The sequence below is a fragment of the Mycobacterium sp. 360MFTsu5.1 genome (genome assembly GCF_000383495.1).
Classification (GTDB): Bacteria; Actinomycetota; Actinomycetes; order Mycobacteriales; family Mycobacteriaceae; genus Mycobacterium; species Mycobacterium mucogenicum_B.
Map to the genome: position 1 here is coordinate 196,765 of NZ_KB911470.1, position 25,760 is coordinate 222,524.

Genomic DNA, 25,760 nt, shown 5'->3' on the forward strand with positions numbered 1-25,760 from the left:
CCGCGGTGCTGTGGTGATTACTTCGTGCAGGTGGTGATCATCGTGTTGTTGCTTTGCACGGCGACCGCCTGGCCCGAACCGTCGCTGATCGAGCAGTTCAGCTGACCGGTGACGCTGGTGGCGGTCACCGAACTCAGCGTGACACCCGGATTCAGCGTGACGGTCTTGGCCCACGGCAGCGCGACGTTGACGTCCGTCTGCAGCGCACCCTGCCCGTCGGTGTAGATCACCGTCACGAGGTCCAGCAGTGACTTGTTGCCGGTGATCCGGTAGGTGACCGTGTTCGGCAGCGGTGCCGCGGGCACGGCCGCGGGGTCGACCGGCGGGACGGCCTCGGCCGGCGTGGGAGCCGGTGCGGTCGGGGTGACGGTCGTGACGGTCTCGGGCGCCAGCGACGCGGTCGGCGGCGCCGCCGTCACGCGGGGGCGCAGCGCGGTCGACGGCGCCGCGGAGGCGGTCGGCGTTGCCGACTGGCTCGTGCTGGGCGGCGTGATCGGCGCGGTGACGGGCCCACTGTCGCCGCCGCCGAGGATCACGACGGTGCAGATGACCGCGACCAGCAGGATGGCGCCGGCGACGCCGGCCACCCACACCCAGCGCCGGTCGATGCCCTCGTCGTACTCGTAGATCTCGTCGTCGTCGTCGTAGTCGTACGCCGCGTCGGCGTCACCACCGGCGTAGTCCGCGTCGGCCGCGGTGAACCGATCGGTGTCGCCGTAGGTGCTGGTGTGCTCGCGTGTGGGTCGGTCGGCCAGGTCGGTGGCCGAGCCGTACGAGCCGTACGAGCTGTACGAGCCGTACGAGTGGCTGCGGTCACCGGCGTAGTCGGTGCTGCCGTATCCACTGCCATAGGTGGTGGAGCCGTAGCTGTAGCCGCGGTCGTAGCCCTGGTAGTCGGGGGTGTCCCCGTAGCTGCCGGTGGACGCCCCCGACGGTGTTGAATATCGCGAATATGTCCTGCTCATGGCGACTTTCCCCGGTCGAGTATCACTTACCTCGTCGATGCTAATGGTGCGGAAGTTACGGATGAGGTCGGCTCGCTGGCCGTCGGATAACGGTCGGGACTCGGTTCGGTCGAGCGCGCCGAGACGACCTGTCGCGACCTCGAAAAGCGGTGCCGCCGGGCGGTGTTTCCGGGCCGACAACTGTGACGACGTCGTGACCTCCGGGCGTGGTTCGCGTACGGCGAACGTGCCCGCGGCCACCGCGGCCGCCGTCGTCCACTAGCCTCCTGAGGAGAGTTCGATAGCAGCTCGACTGAAGTCTTGAAAACGAATGAAAGGGGTCAGCGTGGAGGTCAAGATCGGTGTCACCGACAGCCCGCGCGAACTGTTCCTCAACAGCGCGCAGACTCCCGAGGAAGTGGAGAAGTTGGTGACCGACGCGCTCGGTAAGGAGGGCGTGCTCGCGCTGACCGACGAGAAGGGCCGCCGGTTCCTGGTGCAGACCGCCAAGATCGCCTACGTCGAGATCGGCGCGGCTGACGTCCGCCGGGTCGGCTTCGGCGTCACCGGCAAGGACTGACTCCGCCCGCACGCAAGAAAACTGCCCCTTTCCACAACGGAAAGGGGCAGTTTTCTTGTTCGGGCCGCGTCAGCGGGTGAGTGGAACGTGTGACAGTCCGCCCCAGGCGAACTGCACCGTGCCGTCGACGGCTGCGTCCTTCGAGATCGGCCGGTCGTTGTTGATCCAGTAGCGGGCACAGTCGACGCTGATCGCGACGAGGCCGACGGCGATCATCCGGGCGCGATGGGGCTCCAACCCGGAATCGCTGCTCACCAGGTCGAACACGGCGTCGGTGCACGAATCGGTCGCGACCTTCACCTGGGCCGACACCTGCGGCTCGGTGACGTAGTCGTTCTCGAAGATCAGCCGGTAGCCCTGGCTGTCGTGCTCGATGAAGTCGAAGAAGGCCTCGACGGCCGCGCGCAGGCGCAGCCGGTTGTCGGTGGTGGCGCTGAGCGCCCCGCGGACGCCCTGCAGCAGGTTGTCGACGTGCCGCTGCAGCACCGCCAGGTACAGCTCCAGCTTCGACGAAAAGTGTTGGTACAGGACGGGTTTGCTCACGCCGGCGCGTTCGGCGATCTCATCCATGCCGGCGGCGTGGTAGCCGCGGTCCACGAAGACGTCGCTCGCCGCGATCAGCAGCTGGCCGCGCCGTTCGTCCCGAGGCAGGCGGTTGCCCCGTCGATTCGTGGTCGGGCCGCCCTGCGTGCCGTCGGTTCCGGCTTGCGTGCTTCTGGCGTCTGAGGTGTTGGCAACCTCGCTCATTACGTCCTCAATCTGGCATTGTCCGGCACACATGTCCGTGACCAACTGTTCAGGGACCGGTCTGGACCCCTGTTGTTCATGGCCGCCCAACGTGTTGTTCAGGTTGACCGACCCGGCAGTTTATCGCCACGACACTACTACCGTTAGTTCGCGCCATCCGCGTGCTACCAGCGGTTCGGCGATTGTGTCCGGTCCCACTTGAACACCCGGTGGCGTGCCATTACCGGTGTACGCCCAGCTCTGTGCCATCCTGGTTCGGTGACCTACGACCCGGGCCGAGGCACCGGTCGCGTCCCTGTGGTGCGCAATGAGTGGCGTGAGCCCTTGCGTGCGCAGCGGGATCCGGTGGCCGAGGACTCCGGACGGCTGCGGTCCAACCGGGACGACCGGCAGCAGTGGCGCAAGCAATCCTGGCTGGGTCGCTTCGTATCCACCTACGGGTGGCGCGCGTACGCCTTGCCCGCGCTGGCCGTCGTCACCGGAATCGTGGTCTACCAGGGCATCTCCGGTCCGAAACCGATCACGCCGGCGCATCCGCACGTGCCGATGGTCGGCCAGCCCACCATCAACTCGGCGAGCACCGCGATCGTCGGCGCGCCGCCCAAGGGCCTGACGCAGTTCGACGTCAATCTGCCCACCGGCATCCTCCCGGACGGCGGGCCGTTCACCGAGGCCGGCGCCAAGGCCTGGCACATCGTGCCGGGCACCACCGGCAAGATCGGTCAGGGCACCACCAAGTCGGTGACCTACACCGTCGAGGTGGAGGACGGCGTCGACACCACCAGTTTCGGCGGCGACGAGGCGTTTGCCCGGATGGTCGCCGAAACCCTCGCCAACCCGAAGAGCTGGACGCACGACGGGAAGTTCGCCTTCACCAGGCTCGACGCGTCGTCGCCGGAGACACCTGACTTCCGGGTGTCCCTGACCTCGCCGATGACGGTGCGCGAGGGCTGCGGCTACGACATCCAGCTGGAGTCGTCGTGCTTCAACCCGGCGTACTTCCCGGCCGACGGCGGCAAGGCGCAGTCCCGCGTGTTCATCAACGAGGCGCGCTGGGTGCGCGGCGCGGTGCCGTTCCAGGGCGACATCGGCTCGTACCGCCAGTACCTGATCAACCATGAGGTCGGGCACGCCCTCGGCTTCCGGATGCACGAGCCCTGCGGTGACAACGGCGGGCTGGCGCCGATCATGATGCAGCAGACCTTCTCGACCAACAACAACGACGACGCCAAGTTCGACCCGGAGTCGGTCAAGCCCGACGGCAAGACCTGCCACGTCAACTCCTGGCCGTACCCCATTCCCTAGTCGTCTCTCCCGCGCGAGCCCCCTTTCCCGCGAGCGGCCGTGTTTGTACGCCAACACGCCGCTACTGGCGTACACGGAGCGCACCCTCGTCGCCGCCGAGCGGCCCCGAAATGTCATGTGAAGCCGCTGATTACTGTTGAGGGCATGGCATCCCCGTTGCCGCCGCTGGTGCAGCCGGCGGCCGAACTGACCCGCGACGAGGTGGCGCGGTACAGCCGCCACCTGATCATTCCGGACCTGGGCGTCGACGGGCAGAAACGGCTGAAGAACGCGCGCGTGCTCGTCATCGGCGCAGGGGGACTGGGTTCCCCGACACTGCTCTATCTGGCAGCGGCCGGCGTCGGCACCATCGGCATCGTCGAGTTCGACGTCGTCGACGAATCGAACCTGCAGCGGCAGATCATCCACGGTCAGTCCGACATCGGACGGCCCAAGGCGCAGAGCGCCCGCGAGTCGATCCTGGAGATCAACCCGCTGGTCACCGTCAATCTGCACGAGTTCCGGCTCGACGCCGACAACGCGGTGCCGCTGTTCGAGCAGTACGACCTGATCCTCGACGGCACCGACAACTTCGCCACCCGCTACCTCGTCAACGACGCCGCGGTGCTGGCCCACAAGCCGTACGTCTGGGGCTCGATCTACCGGTTCTCCGGCCAGGTGTCGGTGTTCTGGGAGGACGCCCCCGACGGGCGCGGGCTCAACTACCGCGACCTCTACCCGGAGCCGCCGGCCCCGGGCACGGTGCCGTCATGCGCCGAAGGCGGCGTGCTCGGGATCCTGTGCGCGTCCGTCGCCGCCGTGATGGGCACCGAGGCCATCAAGCTGATCACCGGCATCGGTGAGTCGCTGCTGGGCCGCCTGATGATCTACGACGCCCTCGACATGACCTACCGCACCATCGCGATTCGCAAGGACCCCGCGACCCCGAAGATCACCGAACTCATCGACTACGACGCGTTCTGCGGCGTGGTCTCCGACGCTGCGGCCGACGCGGCGGCCGACTCGACGGTGACGCCGCTCGAGCTGCGGGAGATGCTTGACGCCGGCAAGCCCGTCGCCCTCATCGACGTACGCGAACCCGCCGAGTGGGCCATCAACCACATCGCGGGCGCCGAACTGATCCCCAAGTCGACGCTCGACTCCGGCGCCGGCCTGTCCCGCGTGCCGCAGGACCGGATCGCGGTGCTGTACTGCAAGACCGGGATCCGCTCGGCCGAGGCCCTGCTCGCCCTCAAACAGGCCGGATTCGCCGACGCGCTGCACCTGCAGGGCGGAATCGTGGCCTGGGCCCGGCAACTCGAGCCCGACATGGTCATGTACTGACGTCAGGGATGGGCGGGCACACCTTAGTCTGATCGGGTGACCGTCGACCGTCCTCCCGAACATGTGCTCACGGCGTTCGGCCTGACCGGTCTCCGGCCGGTGCCGCTCGGCTCGAGCTGGGAGGGCGGCTGGCGCTGTGGCGAGGTGGTGCTGTCCATGGTCGCCGACAACGCGCGGGCGTCCTGGTCGGCCAAGGTGCGCGAGACGCTGTTCGTGGACGGCGTCCGGCTGGCCCGCCCGGTGCGTGCCACCGACGGCCGCTACGTCGTCGCCGGCTGGCGTGCCGACACGTTCGTCACCGGTACCCCGGAACCGCGGCACGACGAGATCGTCTCGGCGGCGGTGCGTCTGCACGAGGCGACGGCCAAGCTTGAGCGTCCGCGCTTCCTGACGCAGCCGCCCGCGGTGCCGTGGAGCGACGTCGACGTTTTCATCGCCGCCGACCGCGCCGCGTGGGAGGACCGGCCACTGCAGTCGTTGCCGCCCGGCTCACGGGTGGCGCCCGGCACCACCGATGGCCGTCGTTCGGTCGAACTGATCAATCAGCTTGCGTCGCTGCGCAAGCCGACCCGCAACCCGAGCCAGCTGGTGCACGGTGACCTCTACGGCACCGTGCTGTTCGCCGGCACCGCCGCGCCGGGCATCACCGACATCACGCCGTACTGGCGCCCGGCGTCGTGGGCCGCGGGTGTGGTCGTCGTCGACGCGCTGTCGTGGGGCGAGGCCGACGACGGTCTCATCGAACGCTGGGCATCGCTGCCGGAGTGGCCGCAGATGTTGTTGCGCGCCTTGATCTTCCGGCTCGCCGTGCACGCGCTGCACCCGCGGTCGACGGCGGCGGCCTTCCCGGGTCTGGCCCGCACCGCGGCCCTGGTCCGCCTGGTGCTGTAGCGGGCGCGCCGGCGTTCGAATGGCAGGGTGCCCGGTTCGGTGGGAAAGTTACCTCGCATGACGGCTGTTGAACCGACCACCGACGGGACCTACAAGGACCGGATCGCTGCGGTCGAACCGGGTGGCAACGAGTTCATCGCCGAGGCGGACCGGCACGGCAAGCCGAGTCAGCTGTTCTGGACGTGGACGTCGCCCAACATGGAATTCGCGACGGTGTTCGTCGGCATGCTGGCCGTCCTCGCGTTCGGCATGAGCTTCTGGCAGGCGGTCGCCGGGATCGTCATCGGTACGGGCCTGGGTGCCATCGCGCACTATTTCCTGTCCGCGCGCGGACCGCTGCACGGCGTGCCGCAGATGGTGCTGGGCCGAATGGCGTTCGGGTTCAAGGGCAATGCGCTGCCGGCGACGCTGATGTCGATCACGGCGGGCGTCGGGTGGTTCGCCACCAACAGTGTCAGCGGCGCGTTTGCCCTGTCCACCCTGTTCGGCTTCGGGCCACTGATCGGCCTGATCATCATCGTGGTGTTGCAGACCGCGTTCGCGTTCTTCGGCCACAATCTGGTGCAGGCATTCGAGCGGTGGTCGTTCCCCGCGCTCGTCATCGTCTTCGGCGCGGCATCGGTGGGCATTTTCGCGCATGCGAATCTGGGTGCGCCGGCGCCATCGGGTGGGGTCGGCGGACTCGGGGGCTTCCTGCTCACCGTCGGCACCTCGTTCGGTTACGCGGCCGGCTGGACCCCGTACGCCGCGGACTACACCCGCTATCTGCCGTCGGCGGTATCCACTTTCGCGACAGGGTTCTTCGCCTCCACCGGGTTGTTCATCTCGTGCGCGGTCCTGGAGATCGTCGGGGCGGCATCGGCGACGTTCGGCAGCGCGAGCCTGGCCAATCCGACCGCGTCGTTCACGGCCGAGCTCGGGCCGTGGCTCGCCAAGGCGACTCTGCTGGCCATCGCGATCGGTGCGATCGCCGCCAATGCGCTCAATATCTATTCCGGGGCAATGGCTTTCGTGACCATCGGGATCACGTTGCCGCCGCATATCGCGCGGGCGCTGGTGACCGTCTTCTTCGGCGTCGCCGGCTTCCTGATCGCCTGGTGGGCGTTGCCCGACGCCGCGCACAGCTATGAAGCGTTCCTGCTGGTGATTGCCTACTGGATCGGGCCCTGGCTGGGTGTGGTGTTCGCCGATCAGTATCTGCGCCGCGGGCAACAGATCGCCGGGTATCTGTACGACCGCTCATACTCGAACTGGCCCGGGCTGTTGTCCTTCGCGCTGGGACTGGGTCTGTCGGTGCTGTTGTTCTCCAACCAGGAGAAGTTCGTCGGTTACATCGCCCGGGCGGTGCCGAAGCTCGGCGACATCACCTTCTTCGTCGGTTTCGTCATCGCGGGTGTCGCGTACCTGGTGTTGTGTCGAAAGAAGATCGCCGCGGAATGCGCCTCCGCATGACCCCTGAGCAGATGCTCGACGTCGCGGTCGCCGAAGCCCGAAAAGGGTTGGCCGAAGGCGGCATTCCGATCGGTGCGGCGTTGTTTCGTGCCGACGGTGAGCTCCTGGGCGCGGGCCACAACCGCCGGGTGCAGAACGACGACCCCTCCGTGCACGCCGAGACCGACGCGTTCCGCGCGGCCGGGCGCCAGCGCGGCTACGGCTCGACCATCATGGTGACGACGCTCTCGCCGTGCTGGTATTGCAGCGGGCTGGTGCGGCAGTTCGGCATCGGCGCGGTGGTGATCGGGGAGGCCCGCACGTTCCACGGCGGTCATGACTGGCTGGCCGAACATGGTGTGGCGGTGACGGTTTTGGACGACGACCGGTGCGTGGCCATGATGAAAGAGTTCATCGCGGCCAGTCCCGAATTGTGGGCGGAGGATATCGGCGAATGAGTGCCATTGCGACAGTGGATATTTCCCGCTGGTATGCCGGCGGAGCCGAGGCCGATGCGGTGGCCGCCGAAGTCGACGAGGGTCTGCAGCGAGCGGGTTTCATCGTGGTCACCGGTCACGGCGTGGACCAGGGGCTGGCGGCTGCCGTCCGCGCGGCGAGCCGGGAGTTCTTCGCGTTGCCCGACGAGGTGAAGCAGCGGTACTCGGTGCCGGTCGGGGGGCACGGCTGGATCGGCCCGGGCGCCGAGGCCAATGGTTACGCCGAGGGCACCGAGACGCCGCCCGATCTCAAGGAGAGTTTCAGTCTCGGCGCGGAAACCTCGACCGGGGATCCGGAGGTGGATCGAATCTGGTTCGCCCCCAACGTATGGCCCGCCGAGGTGCCGGCGCTGCAGACGTTGGTGGATCAATACACCGCCCAGACGCGCCGGCTGTCCGACGATCTGCTGGCCCTGTTCGCGCACGCGCTGGGATTGCCGGCGAATCCGTTTGCCGCGCTGGCGGATCGGCCGACGTGGACCATGAACATCAACCACTACCCGCCCGTGAGTGTCGTCGGTGAACCCGAGCCCGGGCAGTTCCGCATCGGCCCGCACACCGATTTCGGCACCGTCACGGTGCTCGACCGCGAGCCCGGCGCCGGCGGGCTGCAGGTGTATTCGGATGCCGAGGGCTGGGAGGACGCCCCCTGGGAACCGGGCGCGCTGACGGTGAATATCGGTGACCTGCTGGAATATTGGAGCGGACGACGCTGGCCGTCCGGCCGCCACCGCGTGCTGCCGCCGCAACCGCACGCACCGGAAGAAGACCTGGTGTCGCTCATCTACTTCTACGAAGCCAACCACGACGCACTGATCACCCCGTTGCAGCCGCCCATCGGCGCGGTGTCGGGGCTGGCGCCGGTGGTCTCTGCGGACTTCATCAAGGAACGGTTGGACGCCATCACCGTCGGGTGAGCTGGGTCTCAGAACTCGTGCCGGTACTCCCGCAACCGAACCCGGCCGTCGACCGCCAGCACCCCTTCGGCGCGCAGCAGTTCCAGCTGCCGCGTCGCCAGATGCGCGGCCGGCCGGCCCGACGCGCTGATCACCCGGTGCCAGGGCAGGTCCGAGGAATCGGTGCGCATGATCCAGCCGACGATCCGCGGGCTGGAAAGCCCTGCGGCCTCGGCGATGTCGCCGTAGGTCGACACCCGGCCGGGCGGGATAGAGGCGACGAGGTCCCGCACCCTCTCCACCTGTTCGTCGGTGACAGCGGCCACGATCAGACCAGGTGGCGCCGGATCACATCGGCGGTTTCGGCGGGCATGGCGTGCGGCACCATGTGGTCGCAATCGAATTCGGTCAGCACGAAGTCAGCGCCGAGCCGGGCCTGCAAACCGGACACCAGTTCGCCGGTGACATAGGCCGGGTGCGTGCGTTTGGCCAGCACCAGCGTCGTCGGTGTGCCATGCGGCGGCAACACAATTGGGCGGGCCAGCTCACTCCAGTAGGACATCATGGCGGGCAGGCTGATGCGCCAGCCGACGCGTCCGCCCGGCAGGGCGACCAGGTGCTCGTCCAGGTCGCGCTCGAGTTCGCCGGGGTACTTCACCGAGACCTCGCCCCACGATCCGTTCACCTTCTCGGCGTGGGCCTCGTGGCGGTCCGGGTAGTCGGGGGAGCCGAGCATGGCGTCGGCGATCTCGCTCATCCAGCTGCCGTCCAGCCCGGTCGCCGGGTCCAGCAGCACCAGGCCTGATACCAGATGCGGGTGGGCGGCAGCGAGATTGAGCGCTATCGCACCACCGAACGAATGCGCCACCACGACCACCGGCCCGTCGGCCTCGTCCTGGAGCAGGGTGGCCAGGGCCGCGACGTTCTCGTCGATGTTCCACGGCGCCGCCCACGACGAATGGCCATGTCCCAGGAGATCGGGTGCCAGCACCGAATATTCGGCCAGATACCCGTCCGCCAGTGTCTGCCAGCGCTTTCCGTGGCCGGTCAGGCCGTGCAGGGCCAGGATCTGTGCCGGCCGGGCCGGTCCGTAGCGGTACACCTGCAAGCTCACCCCGTTGATGCTGCCAGACATCGCGGCCGGGCGTCGCCGTCGGCCGAACTTGTCGTACCCCCGTGGTTGCATTCCTGCCATGGCCGCCCCGCACTCCGCACTCACCGCGCCCGGCTCGGTTAATGCCCTGACCGAGCCCGGGCAGCGCGGTGTCGTGCGGGTGCTGGGCGGCCCCGGAACCGGCAAGACCGAGCTGCTGATCCGCACGGCGGCAACGCATATCGCGGCGGGGACCGATCCGGAGTCGGTGCTCCTGCTCACCGGTTCGGCACGGCTGGGCAGCCGGGTCCGCGGCGCCATCACGTCGGCACTGCTGGGCGATACCGGCCAGGTCACCCGGGAGCCGCTGGTCCGCACACTGCACTCCTACGCGTTCGCCGTGTTGCGGCAGGCCGCGCAGCGCGCCGGTGACGCGCCGCCGCGCCTGATCACCAGCGCCGAGCAGGACGGCATCATTCGCGAGCTCCTCGCCGGTGATCTGGAGGACGGCGACGAGGCGAGCGTGGACTGGCCGCTGCACCTGCGGCCGGCGCTGGGCACCGCGGGGTTCGCGACCGAATTGCGGGACCTGTTGGCCCGCTGCACCGAACGCGGCGTCGACCCTGCGGACCTGCGCCGGATCGGGCGCAAGGCCGGGCGTCCGGAGTGGGTGGCGGCGGCCCGGTTCGCGCAGGTCTACGAGCAGGTGATGCTGCTGCGTAGCGCCGTCGGCATGGCGGCTCCGCAGGCGACGGTGCCGGCGCTGGGCGCGGCCGAGCTGGTCGGCGCCGCGCTCGAGGCCTTCGCCGTCGATCCCGCGCTGCTGGACGCCGAACGTGCCCGCATCAAGCTGCTGCTCGTCGACGATGCGCAGCACCTCGACCCGCAGGCCGCGCTGCTGGTGCGGGTGCTGGCGGCCGGCGCCCAGCTGACGGTCATCGCCGGTGACCCGAGCCAGACGGTGTTCGGCTACCGCGGCGCCGAGCCGACGCTGCTGTACGGCCCCGACGATCAGCCGCAGGTGGTGCTGACCGAGTCTCACCGGTGCTCGCCCGCCGTGGCCGGGGCGGTCGCCGCGGTCGCGCGGCGGCTGCCCGGCGTGGACGCGTCCCGGGCGCTGACGCCTGCGACGACGGATGAGCTCGGCTCGCTGTCGGTGCGCGTCGCGGGTTCGCCGCACGCCGAGTCCGCGTTGATCGCCGACGCTTTGCGTCGCGCGCACCTGGTCGACGGGGTGCCGTGGTCGCAGATGGCCGTCATCGTGCGATCGGTGCCGAGCGCCGGGACGGCGTTGGCCCGGGCTCTCACCGCCGCCGGGGTTCCGGTGCAGCAGCAGGCCGGGACCGCACCGCCGGCCCAGCATCCGGCCGTGGGCGCGCTGCTGACGGTGCTGGACTGCGTCGCCGATCAGCTGACCGGCGACCGGGCGCTGGCCCTGCTGACCGGCCCCATCGGTCGGGTGGACCCGGTGTCGCAGCGCCAGTTGCGCCGTGCACTGCGCCGCGCGGACGGCACCGGTCGCGATTTCGGTGACCTGCTCGTCGACGCGCTGACCGGGACTACTGATCATTCACTGCCCGACCAGCTGGCGCGGCCCGTGCGGCGGGTCCGCGCGGTCCTCGACGCGGCGCGCCGGGCGGCGACGGCCGGCCAGGACCCGCGGTTCGTGCTGTGGCAGGCCTGGCACGCCAGTGGGCTGTCGCGCCGGTGGCAGGCCACGGCCGGGCGCCCGGGTGCGGCCGGGGTCGCGGCAAACGCCGATCTGGATGCCGTCACCGCGCTGTTCGACACTGCCGATCAATACGTGGCTCGCACCGCGGCGGCGTCCCTCGCCGGCCTGATCGACCACGTCCGCGCGCTCTCCTGGTCGGGTTCGGCCCCCGAGCGTGCCGAGGCCGACGAGGTTGCGGTCCTCAGTGCACACGCCGCGCTGGGGCGGGAATGGGATTTCGTGGTCATCGCGGGCCTGCAGGAAGGGTTGTGGCCCAACACCGTTCCGCGTGGAGGCGTACTCGGGACCCAGCAGCTGCTCGACATCGTCGACGGTGTGGGTGACGTCCGCGGCATGTCGGCCACCGCGCCGCTGCTGGCCGAGGAACGCCGGCTGCTGGTCGCCGCGCTGGGCCGGGCGCGCAACCGTGTGCTGGTGACGGCCGTCGACAGCGACAACGGCGACGAGGCGCTACTGCCGTCGACCTTCTTCGAGGAGCTGGCGGCCCTGGCCGGCGGCACCGACTCCGACGCCGACGAGCTCCCGGTGCACGCGCCTGCGGTGTTGTCGCCGGCGGCATTGGTCGGCCGGTTGCGATCGGTGGTGTGTGCGCCCGACGGCGCGGTCGAGGAGTCCGATCGGCTCTGCGCAGCAGCGCAATTGGCCCGGCTGGCCGAGGCCGGCGTGCCGGGTGCCGACCCGGCGCAGTGGTATGCCAGCACGGAGCTGTCCACTGCCGAGCCGCTGTGGTCCGGCGACGACCACGTCGTCACCGTCTCGCCATCGACCGTGCAGACCCTGACCGATTGCCCGCTGCGCTGGATGCTGGAGCGCCACGGCGGCAGCGACCGCCGCGATCTGCGGTCGGCGCTGGGCTCGCTGGTGCACGCTCTGGTCGCCGATTCCGGTCGCAGCGAGGCCCAGCTGCGGGGTGAACTCGAAAAGGTCTGGCAGCAGTTGCCTTTCGACTCGAACTGGTACGCCGACAACGAGCTGGAGCGGTACCGCGCCATGCTGGCGACGTTCACGACGTGGCGGCAGGAGAGTCGCGGCGAGCTCACCGAGGTCGGTACCGAACTCGAGGTCGCCGGCACGATCGCCGACGACGGGCTGCAGGTTCAGGTGAAGGGACGCATCGACCGGCTCGAGCGCGATCGCGACGGCCGTCTGGTCGTGGTGGACGTCAAGACCGGTAAGAGCCCCGTCACCAAGGCCGATGCCCAGGAGCATGCCCAGCTCGCGCTGTACCAGCTCGCCATCGCCGAAGGTGTTGTGCCGCATGGCGATCAGCCCGGCGGTGGCCGACTGGTGTACCCGGCCAAACCCGCCAAGACCGGCGCCACCGAACGCGAGCAGGACCCGATGGGGGAGACGGCGCAGGCGCAGTGGCGGCAGCGGGTGACCGACGCCGCCGCGGCGACGGCCGGGCCGCACTTCGTCGCGCGCGTCGGCTCGGGGTGTGCGACGTGCCCGGTGCGGGCCATGTGTCCGGCACAAGGTACGAAGGGGGCATGCCCGTGACGTACAGCCCTGCCGACCTTGCCGAGGCGCTCGGGCTGTTCACCCCGACCGACGAGCAGGCTGCGGTCATCGCCGCGCCACCGGGACCACTGGTGGTGATCGCCGGCGCCGGTGCCGGGAAAACCGAGACCATGGCCGCGCGCGTGGTGTGGCTGGTGGCCAACGGCTACGCCACACCGTCGCAGGTGCTGGGATTGACGTTCACCCGCAAGGCCGCCGGACAGCTGTTGCGCCGCGTGCGCACCCGGCTGGCCCGTCTGGCGGGGTCGGGTCTGCTGCCCGGTGTCTCGCTGGCCGACGAGCACGCCACCGTCAGCACCTACCACGCCTTCGCGGGCACCCTGCTCCGCGAGTACGGGCTGCTGTTGCCCATCGAGCCGGCCACCCGGCTGGTCACCGAAACCGAGATGTGGCAGTTGGCTTTTCGGGTGGTGTCCGATTTCCCGGGCCAGCTGCAGACCGACAAGTCCCCGGCCGCCATCACCCAGATGGTGCTGCGTCTGGCCGGTCAGCTGTCCGAGCATCTCGTGGACACCGATGCCGTGCGGGACACCCATCACGAGCTGGAACGGCTCATCCTCACGCTCCCCGGGGGTCCGGGTCAGCGCGGCGGGCCCACCCAGTGGCTGCTGAACCTGCTGGCCACCCAGACCGAGCGGGCCGAGTTGGTGCCACTGATCGATGCCGTGCACCAGCGAATGCGGGATGCGCAGGTGATGGACTTCGGCAGCCAGATGTCGGCCGCGGCCCGCTTGGCCGAGCGCTCCCCACAGGTCGGCGCGCAGCTGCGCGAGCGGTATCGCGTGGTCCTGCTCGACGAATACCAGGACACCGGGCACGCCCAGCGGGTCGCGCTGTCGTCGCTGTTCGGTGGCGGTGTCGACGATGACCTGGCGCTGACGGCGGTCGGAGACCCCATCCAGTCGATCTACGGCTGGCGCGGCGCATCGGCGACCAACCTGCCGCGATTCACCACCGACTTCCGCCTGTCGGACGGTTCACCGGCCCCGACCCTGGAACTACGGACCAGCTGGCGCAACCCGCCGCGGGCACTCAAGCTGGCCAACGAGGTGTCCGCCGAGGCCCGGCGTCGCAGCGTGAGCGTGCGCGAATTGCTGCCGCGGCCGGGCGCCGAGCCGGGAACCATTCAGTGCGCTCTGCTGGATGATGTTGTCGCCGAACGTGATTGGGTTGCCGATCACCTGGCCCGCCGGTACCTCGGTGCGGTGGCCGCAGGGGAGCCCGTGCCGACGGCCGCGGTCCTGGTACGCCGTAACGCCGACGCCGCGCCCATCGCCGAGGCGCTGACAGCCCGTGGGGTGCCCGTCGAGGTGGTCGGCCTGGCTGGGCTGCTGGCCATCCCCGAGGTCGCCGACGTCGTCGCGATGCTGCGCCTGGTCGCCGAACCGACCGCCGGGGTCGCCGCGATGCGGGTACTCACCAGCGCGCGGTGGCGGTTCGGCGCCGCCGACCTGGCCGCGCTGTGGCGCCGCGCATCGGAACTGGATGCGCCCGACCCGGCGCGGACGTCTGGGTCGGCCGCCGAGCAGGCCGTCGCGCAGGTCGCCCCCGACGCCGATCACGCCTGCCTGGCCGACGCGATCAGCGATCCGGGCCCGGCCGACCGCTATTCACCCGAAGGACACCGCCGGCTGCTGGCCCTGGCCGCCGAACTGAGCCAACTGCGCGCGCACCTGCACCAGCCGCTGCCGGATCTGGTTGCCGAAGTGCGTCGGGTTCTGGGTATCGACGCCGAAACCCGTGCCGCCAGTGGGGTTTCCGAGGGCTGGCGCGGCACCGAACATCTCGACGCCTTCGCCGACGTCGTCGCGGGATACGCCGCGCGGCCCGTAGACCCAGACGGCGCCGCGCCCATCGTCGGACTACTGGCATATCTGACGGCGGCCGCGGAGGTGGAGAACGGGCTGGCACCGGCACAGGTGACGGTGGCCTCGGACCGGGTCCAGATCCTGACGGTGCACGCGGCCAAGGGCCTGGAATGGCAGATCGTCGCGGTGCCACACCTTGTTGCCCGAGTGTTCCCGTCGACGGCGTCGCAGCGCACCTGGCTCACCGATGCGGGGGACCTGCCGCCGCTGCTGCGCGGCGACCGCGCCGAGCTGTCCGAACACGGCGTGCCGGTGCTCGACACCTCCGACGTCTACGACCGGAAGGTGTTGGCGGACAAGATCGCCGCGCACAAGGCCCTGCTCGACCAGCGGCGCACCGACGAGGAACGCCGCCTGCTCTACGTGGCCCTCACCCGCGCCGAGGACACCCTGCTGTTGTCCGGGTATCACTGGGGGACGACGGCCGGAAAACCCGCGGGACCCTCCGACTTCCTGATCGAGATGCGCGACATCATCGAACGCGCCGCGCAGGAGGGCGACCCCTGCGGCGAGATCGAACAGTGGGCACCCGCACCCCCGGAGAATGCCGTCAACCCGTTGCGGGACAACGTCGTCGAATGCTCGTGGCCCGTCGACCCGGCCGGTTCGCGACGCGCTGACGTCGACCGGGGTGCGGCCCTGGTGGCTGCCGCGCTCACCGCAGGAGCCGAGGAGCACGACGACCGGCACGGTTGGGCCGCCGACGTGGACGCGCTGCTGGCCGAGCGGGAACGGGCACAGGAGCGCGGTCCGCTCGAGCTGCCGCCGCAGTTGTCGGTGAGCACATTGGTCGACCTGGGTAGTGACCGGTCCGGCGCACTGCAGCGGCTGCAGCGACGGCTGCCCGCCCGGCCCGACCCGCAGGCGCTGCTGGGCACTGCGTTCCACGACTGGGTGCAGCGGTACTTCTCCGCCGAGCGGCTGTTCGACCTCGACGATCTGCCCGGTGCGGTCGACGCCGAGCTGGGGCAGGCCGTCGCCGAGGAGCTGGCAGACCTGCAGGCCGCGTTCGCCCTCTCGGAGTGGGCGGTCCGCACCCCGACCGACATCGAGGTGCCGTTCGACATGGTGATCGGCGACCGGGTGATCCGCGGCCGTATCGACGCGGTGTTCGCCGACGCCGACGGTGGTTACACCGTGCTGGACTGGAAGACCGGAGATCCGCCGTCGACCCAGGAAACCCTGCGCAACAAGGCCATTCAGCTGGCGGTGTACCGCCTGGCCTGGTCGTCCATCCAGGGGGTGCCCGTCGATTCGGTGCGGGCGGTCTTCCACTACGTGCGCGCCGGGCAGACGGTGGCACCCACCGACCTGCCCGGCGCCGACGAGCTGGCGGGCCTAGTTCGCCTGGGGTGAGTTGCGGTAGACCTTGAGCGCCTGGGTCACCATCGGCACCTGCAACGGCAGCCGGGCCAGTGCCGCGATGCGGGCCGGCCAGCCCTTGGGCCACCACAGCCGGACCATGTTGACGTTCGCCGGGAAGACGCTGATGAAAAGTGCGACAGCGGCCAGCGCGCCCAGCTTCCGGGTACGTGGCAGCAGAAGCGCGGCGCCGGTGGCTACTTCGGCGACGCCTGATGCGTACGTGTAAAACCGTGCGGTGCCGGGCAGTTCCTCCGGGACGATGCCGTCGAAAGGCTTGGGCGCGGCGAAATGCAGGGCGCCCATGCCGACGAGCAGCGCGCCCATCCGGTACGCGGGCGCCTGGCTGGCGGTGGTGTTGTCAGTGCTGTTGGCGGCGGTCATGGTTACATAGTGCTGTGCCGAGCCGTCTTGTGGTGAGTCTCCGCCAGATAATGGAGTCGCATGGCTCGCGTTAGGTTGTCGCGGCGCATGGCCGCGATGGAACAGAACCTCACGAGCCGCCAGAACGCGGATCTGGTTGATGTGCTGCAGATTCCGGAAGCGTTCGTCAGTCCGATCCGCCGGATCGTGCGCCGCGTCATCTACGCGTTGCTGGTGCTCGCCGCCGCGGTGCTCGTCGTGTACCTCGATCGCGACGGCTACCGCGACGCCCAGGAGAACGAGATGTCGCTCCTGGACTGCATCTACTACGCGACGGTGTCGCTGTCGACCACCGGCTATGGCGACATCACGCCGCTCACCCCGAGCGCGCGCCTGGTGAACGTCCTGGTGATCACGCCCATGCGGATCGCGTTCCTGATCGTGCTCATCGGTACGACCGTCGAGACGCTGACCACGCAGTCTCGTCAAGCCTTGAAGATTCAGCGATGGAGGAGCACCGTGCGCAACCACACCATCGTCGTCGGTTACGGGACCAAGGGCCGCACCGCGGTCCAGGCCATGGTCGGTGACGAGGTCGCACCCGGAGACATCGTCGTCGTCGACGAGAACCCGGCGGCACTGGACCGGGCGCGCGCCGCCGGACTGGTCACCGTGGTCGGCGACGCCACCAAGTCGGAGGTGCTGCGCCTGGCCGGGGCCCAGCATGCGAAGTCCATCGTGGTCGCGACCGACAAGGACGCCACCGCCGTGCTGGTCACGCTGACCGCCCGTGAGGTGGCACCCAAGGCCAAGATCGTCGCCTCGGCCCGCGAGGCCGAGAACCAGCACCTGCTGCGGCAATCCGGCGCCGACTCGACGGTCGTGTCTTCGGAGACCGCCGGCCGGCTGCTGGGCATCGCGACCCAGACCCCGAGCGTCGTCGAGATGGTCGAAGACCTGCTCACCCCTGACGCCGGATTCGCGATCTCCGAACGGGAGGTCGAGGTCAAGGAGCTCGGCGGCTCGCCGCGGCACCTGACCGACATCGTGCTCGGGGTGGTGCGCGACGGCCGGCTGCTGCGGGTCGACGCCCCTGAGGTCGACGCCCTGGCGGCCGGGGACCGGCTGCTCTACATCCGCAACGCCGAAGTCGAACGGTAACCGCGATGAGCGATTTCACCCTGCGTAACGTCCCGCTACTGTCCCGCGTCGGCGCCGACCGGGCCGACACCCTGCGAACCGACGTCGACGCCGCGATCGCCGGCTGGAAGGACGCGCTGCTGCTGCGCGTGGATCGTCGCAATCAGGTGTTGATCTCCGGCGGCCAGGTGGTGCTCGGGCGCGCGGCGGAACTCGGCGACAAGCCCGACGAGCACGCGGTGTTCCTGGGCCGGATGCCCGACGGCCGCCACGTGTGGGGCGTGCGCGCCGCACTGGAGGAGCCGACGGGCGGGACGGACGCGCCGGTCGAGGTGCTCGACCTGCGCCGGGCCGGGACCATCTTCGACGACATCAGCGCCCAGCTGGTCTCGACGGCGACGGCACTGCTGAACTGGCATGACAGCGCCCGCTTCAGCGCCATCGACGGCGCGCCCACGAAGCCCGTAAAAGGCGGTTGGGCGCGGGTCAACAGCATCGGCGGCCACGAGGAGTTCCCGCGCATCGATCCGGCGATCATCTGCCTGGTGCACGACGGCCACGACCGCGCCGTGCTGGCGCGGCAGACGAACTGGCCCGAGCGGCTGTTCTCACTGCTGGCCGGTTTCGTGGAGGCCGGCGAGTCGTTCGAGTCCTGTGTGGTGCGCGAGATCTCCGAGGAGATCGGCCTGACCGTCACCGACGTCAAGTACCTGGGCAGTCAGCCCTGGCCGTTCCCACGCTCGCTGATGGTCGGCTTCCACGCCATCGGCGATCCGGAGCAGCCGTTCTCGTTCAACGACGGTGAGATCGCCGAGGCCGACTGGTTCACCCGGGCCGAGGTGCGCGAGGCCCTCGAGCACGGCGACTGGAACAGCACGTCGGACACCCGGCTGCTGCTGCCCGGCTCGATCTCGATCGCCCGGGAGATCATCGAGTCCTGGGCGGCTCAGTGATTTGTGCACGAAAATCCGCGCTCGGCGCGGAAAATCGTGCACAAATCGCTAATTCAGCTTGGCTTTGACGTCCTTGATGCTGGGGTTGGTCAGCGTCGAGCCGTCGGGGAACTTCACCGTCGGAACCACATGGTTGCCGTTGTTGACCGAACCGACGAACTCGGCGGCCGCCGGGTCCTGCTCGATGTCGATCTCGGTGTAGGAGATGCCTTCGGCCTTCAGCGCGGTCTTGAGCCGCTTGCAGTAGCCGCACCAGGTCGTGCTGTACATGATCAGTGCACTCATAACGCGACTCAACGTATCCGATCGCCGGGTAATGCCGCCTGGCGGTGCCTCGTATGTCACACCCGGCTGCCATGATGGAGGCCATGCCAGCCGAGGCCCCGCCGTCCACGCTCCTCGAGGACCTCGACGACGAACAGCGTGAGGCCGTCCTCGCGCCCCGCGGCCCGGTGTGCGTGCTGGCCGGTGCCGGCACGGGCAAGACCCGCACCATCACGCGCCGCATCGCTTATCTCGTCGCTGCCGGACACGTCGCGCCGAGTCAGGTGCTGGCCGTGACGTTCACTCAGCGCGCCGCGGGCGAGATGCGCGGCCGGCTTCGCAGCCTGGAAAACGAGATCGACGGGGCACAAGGCACCGGGGCCGTCCAGGCCATGACGTTCCACGCCGCGGCACTGCGGCAACTGCGGTACTTCTGGCCGCGCGTGGTCGGTGACACCGGCTGGGAGCTGCTCGACAGCAAGTTCGCGGTCGTCGCGCAGGCGGCCAACCGGGCGGGCATCCAGGCCAGTACCGACGACGTGCGCGACCTCGCCGGGGAGATCGAATGGGCCAAGTCGTCCCTGATCAGTCCTGAGCTCTACCCGGAGCAGGTCGCCAAGATCGAGCGGGACATCCCGTTCGACGCCGCCAAGGTCGCCGCGGTCTATGCCGGGTACGAGGGCCTCAAGGCCCGGCGCGACGGATCGGCACTGCTGGATTTCGATGATCTGCTGCTGCACACCGCCGCCGCCATCGAGAACGACGCCGCCGTCGCCGGGGAATTCCGCGACCGTTACCGCTGCTTCGTCGTCGACGAGTACCAGGACGTCACCCCGCTGCAGCAGCGCGTGCTCAACGCCTGGGTGGGGGAGCGCGACGACCTGACGGTGGTCGGTGACGCCAACCAGACCATCTACTCGTTCACCGGCGCCACCCCGCAATACCTCCTCGACTTCTCGCGACGGTTCCCCGATGCGGCGCTGATCCGGCTGGAGCGCGACTACCGCAGCACGCCTCAGGTGGTCTCGCTGGCCAATCAGGTGATCTCGGCGGCGTCCGGCCGGATGGCGGCCAGCCGGTTGCAGCTCATCGGTCAGCGCGATCCGGGGCCCAAGCCGGTGTTCCGGGAACATCCCGACGAGGTCGCCGAGGCCAACGCCGTCGCCGCCGCCATCAAGAAGCTCATCCAATCCGGTACGGCCCCTTCGGAAATCGCCGTGCTGTACCGCATCAACGCGCAGTCCGAGGTGTACGAGGAAGCGCTCACCGCGGCCGGGGTGGCGTTCCAGGTGCGCGGCGGTGAGGGCTTCTTCAGCCGCCAGGAGATTCGGCAGTCGTTGCTGGCGCTGCAGCGCGCCGCGGGACACCAGGGTGACGTCGCCGGGGTCGAGCTGCCGCAGCTGGTCCGGGATCTCCTGGAACCGCTGGGCCTGACGGCCGAGCCGCCGGCCGGTACCAAAGCCCGGGAACGCTGGGATGCGTTGTTGGCCTTGGTCGAATTGGTCGAGCAGGAAGTCGCGGCACGTCCCAACCTGGACCTGCAGGGCCTGCTCGTCGAGCTGCGCCAGCGCGCCGATTCGCGGCACCCACCGGTGGTGCAGGGCGTCACGCTCGCGTCGCTGCACGCCGCCAAGGGCCTCGAGTGGGACGCGGTGTTCCTGGTCGGCCTGGTCGACGGCACGCTGCCCATCTCGCACGCGCTGTCACACGGCGCGGACAGCGAACCCGTCGAGGAGGAGCGCCGCCTCTTCTACGTCGGAATCACCAGGGCCAGAGTGCATTTGACGATTTCGTGGGCGCTGGCACGGGCCGCCGGCGGGCGGCAGAGCCGCAAGCCCTCGCGGTTCCTCAACGGGCTGACACCGCAGAGTCGCCGGGAACCCCAACAGCCGCAACGTAAACGGGGTCCGGCGCCGCGCTGCCGGGTCTGCAACGCGGCGTTGACGTCGTCGACCGCGATCCTGTTGCGGCGCTGCGAATCGTGCCCGTCGAACCTCGACGAGGAGCTGCTCGGCCGGCTCAAGGAGTGGCGCCTGCGTACCGCGCAGGAGATGAAGGTGCCCGCTTATGTGGTGTTCACCGACAACACCCTGATCGCGATCGCCGAGGCCCTGCCGGCCGACAATGCCGCACTGGTGGCCATTCCCGGGATCGGTGCGCGCAAGCTGGAGCAATACGGACCCGATGTGCTGGCGTTGGTGAACGCGTCCCGTTAGTCCCACTAAATTGCGCCAAACATGACGCAAATTGCGCCAAAACTGCTGGTCAAAAAATCGCTTGCCTGATTTTGGTGGTAACGTCTAGCCTCGAAGCCGCAACGAAATCCCGCGAATTCGCACCGTGCGAATCCGCAGTCGACCGCTGAGGAGGTGGCCCCGATGATCAGTTTTGATGCGTCCCGTGGCGCTGTCCTCGCTGTCTCTGGTTCCCGTGCGCCGTTGACCGCTGCCGCCTATGAGGCGGTATCGCGCGTCGGCGCCGGTTGGCATCAGATCGTCGACGTCCCCGCCGTTCCCGCTGTCGCTGCAGCCGCCGCTATGCCGGCGGCACGTCTCGCGACGGCTGGACATGTCGCCGACATCCCGCAGCGCAAGCGCAACGCCAAGACCTTCGCGTCCGTGAAGCGAGGCACTACTTAGGTAGCGCCCACAACAGCCAAAACCTGGCCACGGACCCGAAACCACCGGATCCGTGGCCAATGTTTTTGGGGCACAACCTCAAAACCACCACCTGGTCACCGATCCATCAGACAGATGAGACGCAAGACGACCAGGAAGTAGGTGATGAGGACATGACTAGCCAGACTTGCCGACAAAGGCTGGCGGTGCCATGTCATGTCGGCGACCCCGATATGTGGTTCGCTGACAACCCCACTCAGCTGGAACAGGCGAAGGCGCTGTGCGCCGACTGCCCGATCCGGCTCCAGTGCCTCAACGAGGCGCTGGAACGTGAAGAGCCGTGGGGTGTTTGGGGCGGGGAGATCCTCGAACGGGGTGCCGTCATCGCACGCAAGCGTCCGCGCGGTCGTCCGCGTAAGGACGTCGTCGCGGCATGACCTCGCGCGCAAACCCCGGGGGGCACCAACCGCGAGCGGCCGTGTTTGCACGCCGACACACCGTGTTTGGCGTGCATTACGCGGCCGCTCGCCGGCGCCGAGCGGCCGCGTAATCGCCGTTGACTAGGGGGTGAAGCCCGGAACCAGTTCCGTGGCAATGGCTTTCACGGGGACGTGGGCGTCCAGCTGACAGCAGATCGCCACGGTCGATGCGATCACGCGCAGCGGAATGACCAGGTTCGGCGGCATGTCGAGCTGACGGGCCATCTTGATCTGGTTCACGCCGTTGTCCAACTGGCCCGCAGCCATTTTCATGATCCAGCGCCGCGTGTAGTGGAAGACATCGCTCTGGATCGGCTCGACGTACTGCCGCAGCATGTTGTCGACCTCGAAGATCGGGACCTCTTCGCCCGGCTGGATGAACCCGGCATCCTCCATCACCGGCAGCAGCTTCTCGTAGTTCTTGTCCCGCGCCAGGCTGATCATCTCGCCGATCGCGGTCGGCAGCCCACCGGGCAGCGGCGCCACCGCGCCGAAGTCGATGACGCCCATGCGGCCGTCGGGCAGCAGCATGAAATTCCCGGGGTGGGTGTCCCCGTGCATGATCTCCAGGCGCGCCGGCGCATCGAATGTCAGCTCCGACAGGCGGGTACCCATCAGGTCGCGCTGTTCGACGGTGCCCTCCCGGATGATCACCGACATCGGGATGCCGTCCATCCACTCGGCGATGACGACCTTCGGCGCGCTGGCCACGATCGCCGGCACCTTGAAGTGCGGGTGCCCGGCGTAAGCCTTGGCGAACGCCCGCTGGTTGTCGGCTTCCAGCCGGTAGTCCAGTTCCATCTCGGTGCGGTCGATCAGTTCGTCGACGACGCCCTGGACGTCGGCGCCGGGCGCCAGCTGCTTGAAGACGCCGACCAGACGCTGAATGGTCTTCAGGTCGGCGCGCAGCGCCTCGTCGGCGCCGGGGTACTGGATTTTGACGGCGACCTCGCGGCCGTCGGACCAGACGGCCTTGTGTACCTGCCCGATGCTGGCCGACGCGACCGGGGTGTCGTCGAAGGACTGGAAGCGGTCGCGCCATTTGGTGCCCAGCTGTGCGTCGAGTACGCGGTGCACCTTGGCGGCCGGCAGGGGCGGGGCTTCGCGCTGCAGCTTGGTCAGCGCCTCGCGGTACGGCTTGCCGTACTGCTCGGGTATCGCGGCCTCCATCACCGACAGGGCCTGGCCGACCTTCATCGCGCCGCCCTTGAGCTCGCCCAGCACGGTGAACAGCTGGTTGGCCGCCTTGTCCATCAGCTCGGCGGTCACCTCGTCCTTGGACTTGCCCGCCAGGCGCTTGCCCAAGCCCAGCGCCGCCCGTCCCGCCATGCCGCCGGCCAGACCGGCGAGCTTCGCGTTGCGTGCCACACTGCCCCGTTTGATATCAGCCACATTCACATCATCCATGACGTTGCTGAGTGCACGGCAGCGACATGGCAACGCGTGTTGTCACGAAAGTCGATCGCACCAGTCACACAACGGATGACGCGACCACCGGCGCACCACGGTGGTCCGCGAGCCGATGTCGAATTCGAGCGTGGCATCGAGCGTCGGCGGTGGTTCTGCGCGGCTCCCGCCGCCGCGGATCGCGTCGATCACCCGGTCCACCTGGTTGAGCGCCACCGCCGCGGTGGCGAGCACGGTGGCACGGTCGCCGCTGCCGACGGTGCCCTCCAGCTGGGCGGCCAGCACCGGCCACGACGCGTCGCGGTCGCTGCGGTGGAGGTCGGCACAGTTCAGGCAGCTCGTCGCCCCGGGCAGAACGAGGGGACCGATCAGCCCGGTGCCGTCCCGGATCCGCACCGGTAGATGCGGGACCCCGGCACGGTGCAGGTCGCGCACCAGACGGCGGTCGGCGACCAGGAAGTCGGACAGCACCACCAGATCGGCGGCGTCCCGAGTGACGGCCACGTGGCTGAATCGGCTGGTGCGCACCCGGGTTCCGGAACAATTCAAGGCGCCGGCCAGCAGGTCCGAGAGGGGACCGCTGCCGTGGATGCGTACCGATACCGGTCGCCGGCCGGTATCCGGCGCCGTCTGTAACAGTCCCGCTGAGTTCAGGGCGTCGACCAAGCCGGTCCAGCCGTCGACGTCGGTCAGCCCGGCCGCCGGCGCGAGCGCCTGGCTGCTCTCGGCGTCGACGCCGCTCTGCATACCGCGCAGCAGGTCCGCCAGGTCACCGACCGTCAATCCGTCCGGTGGCCGAATGCCGATGGCGCGCCGCGGGTCCCAGCCGAGCTGCACCGTCCCGTCGGGCCGCTGCAACACCGGCATGGCCGGGTTCAGGGTCTGACGGGACGTGATCATGGCCCAACTGTGCCAACAGCACGCCGATTCGGCGAATCAGTTATCCACAGGCTCGTCAGCCTTCGGCGGGGTCGTCTCCCGAGTCCCGCTTGAGGTCCTTTTCCAGATCGGCCAGCGCCTGGTCCAGGTCTGAGGTGTCGCCGCCGAGTGCCCGGTCGATGAAGGCTGCGGGCTCGTCGAGATCGGCTGCGCCGGGCAGCAGGTCGGGGTGCTGCCAGACGGCGTCGCGCTTGTCGGCGCCGACGGCGTCGGTCAGCTTCTCCCACAGCGTGGCGGCCTCGCGCATCTTGCGCGGCCGCAGTTCCAGGCCCACGAGGGTCGCGAAGGTCTGCTCGGCCGGCCCGCCGGTGGCGCGACGACGACGCAGCGTCTCGCTCAGCGCCGACGTGCCGGGCAGCCGCTCACCGAGTGCGGCGGTGACGACGGTCTGCACCCAGCCCTCGATGAGCGCCAGCAGCGTCTCGAGCCGTTCGAGCGCCGCCGCCTGCTCGGGGGTGGCCTTCGGCTCGAACATGCCCTGGCTCAGCAGCTTCTCCATGGCCGCCGGATCGCCCATCAGCGATGCCGGGTCCAGGCCGGAGGCCATTTCCTCGAACCCGCTCATGTCGATCTTCATGCCCTTGGCGAAGGCTTCGACGGCGCTGAGCAGCTGGCTGTTCAGCCACGGCACGTGGCTGAACAGGCGGTGGTGGGCAGCCTCACGCGCCGCGAGGAAGGTCAGCACCTCGCTGCGCGGCTGCTCGAGGCCTTCGCCGAACGCCTCGACGGCCTCGGGCATCAGGGCGGCGACGCCGGACGGCCCCAGCGGCAGGCCGATGTCGGTGGACGTCAGCACCTCCTTGGACAGCGTCCCCAGCGCCTGGCCCAGCTGCGAGCCGAAGGCCATGCCACCCATCTGCGACATCATCGCCATGAGCGGGCCGGCCATCGCCTTGGCCTCCTCGGGCAGTGCCGACACCCACACGGTCGACAGCTGCTCGGCAACCGGGTCGCACAGCCGCTTCCAGGTGTTGAGGGTGTTGTCGAGCCAGTCGCTCGGCGTCCACGCCACCGCGCGGGTGGTGCCGGCCGGCAGGGCGGTGACGCCATCGAGCCAGGTCTCGGCAAGATGCACGGCGTCCGAGATGGCCGTCGCGGTCTGCTCGGGCACCGGCTTGACGAAGCCGATCGAGTTCGACGCCAGCTTGCGGGCCAGGTCGTAGTTCACCGGGCCGGACTGCGGGTTGTTCATCGAGGCGCCCGCGCCGCTGAACATCGCGCCGAGCTGGGTGAAAATCTGGCCGAGGTCGGGCATGCCGGCGCCGCCGGGGCCGCCGAACGCGTTGCCGAACCCGAACGGGTCCGACGAGCCACCGGAAGAGCCAGGTCCAGGCTCTTTCTTGGATTTGTCGCGGTCGGGGTCGTCGCCGCTGGAGAAGCCGAAAGGCAGGTCAGCCATACCGTCAA

The 25,760-nt window shown here is 69.2% G+C and carries 23 protein-coding genes; 14 read left to right on the forward strand and 9 right to left on the reverse strand.

The features are described 5' to 3' along the window. Window positions 1-17: 17 nt before the first annotated feature. On the reverse strand, window positions 18-965 hold the full coding sequence (locus H289_RS31010; RefSeq protein WP_020102977.1) for a hypothetical protein: 948 nt from the start codon (window positions 963-965) through the stop codon (window positions 18-20). 325 nt (window positions 966-1,290) lie between these two features. On the opposite strand from H289_RS31010, the gene H289_RS0121925 reads away from it, so the two are divergent. Next, window positions 1,291-1,524 (forward strand): DUF3107 domain-containing protein, encoded by a 234-nt coding sequence (locus H289_RS0121925; protein ID WP_029105576.1) that lies wholly within the window; start codon window positions 1,291-1,293, stop codon window positions 1,522-1,524. Window positions 1,525-1,593: 69 nt separating this feature from the next. Here H289_RS0121925 and fasR read toward each other — a convergent pair whose 3' ends face one another. Further along, window positions 1,594-2,271 carry an HTH-type transcriptional activator FasR gene (gene fasR, locus H289_RS0121930; protein ID WP_020102979.1) on the reverse strand — a complete coding sequence of 226 codons (678 nt, stop codon included), beginning with the start codon at window positions 2,269-2,271 and terminating at the stop codon, window positions 1,594-1,596. Between the two features lie 258 nt (window positions 2,272-2,529). Between fasR and H289_RS0121935 the strand changes: the two genes are divergently transcribed. The 6 genes from H289_RS0121935 to H289_RS0121960 all read left to right on the forward strand — a co-directional run bounded on the left by H289_RS0121935 (window position 2,530) and on the right by H289_RS0121960 (window position 8,635). Next, window positions 2,530-3,576: a DUF3152 domain-containing protein gene (locus tag H289_RS0121935; RefSeq protein WP_029105577.1), complete on the forward strand. Its 1,047-nt coding sequence runs from the start codon at window positions 2,530-2,532 to the stop codon at window positions 3,574-3,576. A 144-nt stretch (window positions 3,577-3,720) separates the two neighbouring features. After that, window positions 3,721-4,899, forward strand: coding sequence for an adenylyltransferase/sulfurtransferase MoeZ (gene moeZ / locus H289_RS0121940; RefSeq protein ID WP_020102981.1), 1,179 nt, complete (start codon window positions 3,721-3,723; stop codon window positions 4,897-4,899). Between the two features lie 36 nt (window positions 4,900-4,935). Next, complete coding sequence (locus H289_RS0121945) at window positions 4,936-5,790, forward strand: TIGR02569 family protein (RefSeq protein WP_020102982.1); 855 nt, start codon at window positions 4,936-4,938, stop codon at window positions 5,788-5,790. A 57-nt stretch (window positions 5,791-5,847) separates the two neighbouring features. Further along, entirely contained in the window at window positions 5,848-7,242 is a 1,395-nt protein-coding gene (locus H289_RS0121950; protein ID WP_020102983.1) for a purine-cytosine permease family protein, read from the forward strand. Beyond that, window positions 7,239-7,679, forward strand: a complete 441-nt coding sequence (locus tag H289_RS0121955; RefSeq protein WP_029105579.1) for a nucleoside deaminase — start codon at window positions 7,239-7,241, stop codon at window positions 7,677-7,679. The genes H289_RS0121950 and H289_RS0121955 overlap by 4 nt, the downstream gene beginning before the upstream one ends. Continuing rightward, window positions 7,676-8,635, forward strand: coding sequence for an isopenicillin N synthase family dioxygenase (locus H289_RS0121960; RefSeq protein WP_020102985.1), 960 nt, complete (start codon window positions 7,676-7,678; stop codon window positions 8,633-8,635). Before H289_RS0121955 ends, H289_RS0121960 begins: the two co-directional genes overlap by 4 nt. Before the next feature lie 8 nt (window positions 8,636-8,643). Here H289_RS0121960 and H289_RS0121965 read toward each other — a convergent pair whose 3' ends face one another. Both H289_RS0121965 and H289_RS0121970 read right to left on the reverse strand, forming a co-directional pair. Continuing rightward, a complete protein-coding gene (locus H289_RS0121965) occupies window positions 8,644-8,940 on the reverse strand; it encodes an MGMT family protein (protein WP_020102986.1) in 297 nt (98 codons plus the stop codon). 2 nt (window positions 8,941-8,942) lie between these two features. Continuing rightward, window positions 8,943-9,749, reverse strand: coding sequence for an alpha/beta fold hydrolase (locus tag H289_RS0121970; RefSeq protein WP_020102987.1), 807 nt, complete (start codon window positions 9,747-9,749; stop codon window positions 8,943-8,945). Window positions 9,750-9,807: 58 nt separating this feature from the next. Here H289_RS0121970 and H289_RS0121975 point away from each other — a divergent pair, with 58 nt between their 5' ends. Both H289_RS0121975 and H289_RS0121980 read left to right on the forward strand, forming a co-directional pair. Then, on the forward strand, window positions 9,808-12,939 hold the full coding sequence (locus tag H289_RS0121975; protein WP_020102988.1) for an ATP-dependent helicase: 3,132 nt from the start codon (window positions 9,808-9,810) through the stop codon (window positions 12,937-12,939). Then, window positions 12,930-16,184: an ATP-dependent helicase gene (locus tag H289_RS0121980; RefSeq protein WP_020102989.1), complete on the forward strand. Its 3,255-nt coding sequence runs from the start codon at window positions 12,930-12,932 to the stop codon at window positions 16,182-16,184. The genes H289_RS0121975 and H289_RS0121980 overlap by 10 nt, the downstream gene beginning before the upstream one ends. Here H289_RS0121980 and H289_RS0121985 read toward each other — a convergent pair. Then, window positions 16,167-16,574: a DoxX family protein gene (locus H289_RS0121985; protein ID WP_020102990.1), complete on the reverse strand. Its 408-nt coding sequence runs from the start codon at window positions 16,572-16,574 to the stop codon at window positions 16,167-16,169. The two genes, H289_RS0121980 and H289_RS0121985, sit on opposite strands and share 18 nt — an antisense overlap. A 60-nt stretch (window positions 16,575-16,634) precedes the next feature. Between H289_RS0121985 and H289_RS0121990 the strand changes: the two genes are divergently transcribed. Next, window positions 16,635-17,714 carry a potassium channel family protein gene (locus H289_RS0121990; RefSeq protein ID WP_029105580.1) on the forward strand — a complete coding sequence of 360 codons (1,080 nt, stop codon included), beginning with the start codon at window positions 16,635-16,637 and terminating at the stop codon, window positions 17,712-17,714. Window positions 17,715-17,719: 5 nt separating this feature from the next. Then, window positions 17,720-18,646, forward strand: a complete 927-nt coding sequence (gene nudC, locus H289_RS0121995; protein WP_020102992.1) for an NAD(+) diphosphatase — start codon at window positions 17,720-17,722, stop codon at window positions 18,644-18,646. Between the two features lie 48 nt (window positions 18,647-18,694). Here the strand turns inward: nudC and mrx1 are convergent, their stop codons facing one another. Further along, window positions 18,695-18,931 carry a mycoredoxin Mrx1 gene (gene mrx1, locus H289_RS0122000; protein ID WP_020102993.1) on the reverse strand — a complete coding sequence of 79 codons (237 nt, stop codon included), beginning with the start codon at window positions 18,929-18,931 and terminating at the stop codon, window positions 18,695-18,697. 83 nt (window positions 18,932-19,014) lie between these two features. Here mrx1 and H289_RS0122005 point away from each other — a divergent pair, with 83 nt between their 5' ends. The 3 genes from H289_RS0122005 to H289_RS0122015 all read left to right on the forward strand — a co-directional run bounded on the left by H289_RS0122005 (window position 19,015) and on the right by H289_RS0122015 (window position 21,965). Continuing rightward, window positions 19,015-21,126, forward strand: a complete 2,112-nt coding sequence (locus tag H289_RS0122005; RefSeq protein ID WP_196810058.1) for an ATP-dependent DNA helicase UvrD2 — start codon at window positions 19,015-19,017, stop codon at window positions 21,124-21,126. 162 nt (window positions 21,127-21,288) lie between these two features. Beyond that, window positions 21,289-21,549 carry a hypothetical protein gene (locus H289_RS0122010; protein WP_020102995.1) on the forward strand — a complete coding sequence of 87 codons (261 nt, stop codon included), beginning with the start codon at window positions 21,289-21,291 and terminating at the stop codon, window positions 21,547-21,549. A gap of 152 nt (window positions 21,550-21,701) precedes the next feature. Further along, window positions 21,702-21,965: a WhiB family transcriptional regulator gene (locus tag H289_RS0122015; RefSeq protein WP_029105582.1), complete on the forward strand. Its 264-nt coding sequence runs from the start codon at window positions 21,702-21,704 to the stop codon at window positions 21,963-21,965. Window positions 21,966-22,088: 123 nt separating this feature from the next. Here H289_RS0122015 and H289_RS0122020 read toward each other — a convergent pair whose 3' ends face one another. From H289_RS0122020 to H289_RS0122030, 3 genes are read right to left on the reverse strand one after another with little or no spacing between them, the layout of a single operon-like run. Then, window positions 22,089-23,414 carry a macrolide-binding ATPase MABP-1 gene (locus H289_RS0122020; protein ID WP_020102997.1) on the reverse strand — a complete coding sequence of 442 codons (1,326 nt, stop codon included), beginning with the start codon at window positions 23,412-23,414 and terminating at the stop codon, window positions 22,089-22,091. Between the two features lie 42 nt (window positions 23,415-23,456). Beyond that, window positions 23,457-24,314, reverse strand: coding sequence for a TOMM precursor leader peptide-binding protein (locus tag H289_RS0122025; RefSeq protein ID WP_020102998.1), 858 nt, complete (start codon window positions 24,312-24,314; stop codon window positions 23,457-23,459). Window positions 24,315-24,369: 55 nt separating this feature from the next. Next, complete coding sequence (locus tag H289_RS0122030; protein ID WP_020102999.1) at window positions 24,370-25,752, reverse strand: zinc-dependent metalloprotease; 1,383 nt, start codon at window positions 25,750-25,752, stop codon at window positions 24,370-24,372. Window positions 25,753-25,760 lie beyond the last annotated feature (8 nt).

Coding starts and splice junctions, on each gene's coding strand:
- H289_RS31010 (WP_020102977.1), bottom strand. CDS start 965: ATGAGCAGGACATATTCGCGATATTCAACACCGTCGGGGGCGTCCACC.
- fasR (WP_020102979.1), bottom strand. CDS start 2,271: ATGAGCGAGGTTGCCAACACCTCAGACGCCAGAAGCACGCAAGCCGGA.
- moeZ (WP_020102981.1), top strand. CDS start 3,721: ATGGCATCCCCGTTGCCGCCGCTGGTGCAGCCGGCGGCCGAACTGACC.
- H289_RS0121950 (WP_020102983.1), top strand. CDS start 5,848: ATGACGGCTGTTGAACCGACCACCGACGGGACCTACAAGGACCGGATC.
- H289_RS0121955 (WP_029105579.1), top strand. CDS start 7,239: ATGACCCCTGAGCAGATGCTCGACGTCGCGGTCGCCGAAGCCCGAAAA.
- H289_RS0121960 (WP_020102985.1), top strand. CDS start 7,676: ATGAGTGCCATTGCGACAGTGGATATTTCCCGCTGGTATGCCGGCGGA.
- H289_RS0121970 (WP_020102987.1), bottom strand. CDS start 9,749: ATGTCTGGCAGCATCAACGGGGTGAGCTTGCAGGTGTACCGCTACGGA.
- H289_RS0121975 (WP_020102988.1), top strand. CDS start 9,808: ATGGCCGCCCCGCACTCCGCACTCACCGCGCCCGGCTCGGTTAATGCC.
- H289_RS0121980 (WP_020102989.1), top strand. CDS start 12,930: ATGCCCGTGACGTACAGCCCTGCCGACCTTGCCGAGGCGCTCGGGCTG.
- H289_RS0121985 (WP_020102990.1), bottom strand. CDS start 16,574: ATGACCGCCGCCAACAGCACTGACAACACCACCGCCAGCCAGGCGCCC.
- H289_RS0121990 (WP_029105580.1), top strand. CDS start 16,635: ATGGCTCGCGTTAGGTTGTCGCGGCGCATGGCCGCGATGGAACAGAAC.
- nudC (WP_020102992.1), top strand. CDS start 17,720: ATGAGCGATTTCACCCTGCGTAACGTCCCGCTACTGTCCCGCGTCGGC.
- mrx1 (WP_020102993.1), bottom strand. CDS start 18,931: ATGAGTGCACTGATCATGTACAGCACGACCTGGTGCGGCTACTGCAAG.
- H289_RS0122005 (WP_196810058.1), top strand. CDS start 19,015: ATGCCAGCCGAGGCCCCGCCGTCCACGCTCCTCGAGGACCTCGACGAC.
- H289_RS0122010 (WP_020102995.1), top strand. CDS start 21,289: ATGATCAGTTTTGATGCGTCCCGTGGCGCTGTCCTCGCTGTCTCTGGT.
- H289_RS0122015 (WP_029105582.1), top strand. CDS start 21,702: ATGACTAGCCAGACTTGCCGACAAAGGCTGGCGGTGCCATGTCATGTC.
- H289_RS0122020 (WP_020102997.1), bottom strand. CDS start 23,414: ATGGATGATGTGAATGTGGCTGATATCAAACGGGGCAGTGTGGCACGC.
- H289_RS0122025 (WP_020102998.1), bottom strand. CDS start 24,314: ATGATCACGTCCCGTCAGACCCTGAACCCGGCCATGCCGGTGTTGCAG.
- H289_RS0122030 (WP_020102999.1), bottom strand. CDS start 25,752: ATGGCTGACCTGCCTTTCGGCTTCTCCAGCGGCGACGACCCCGACCGC.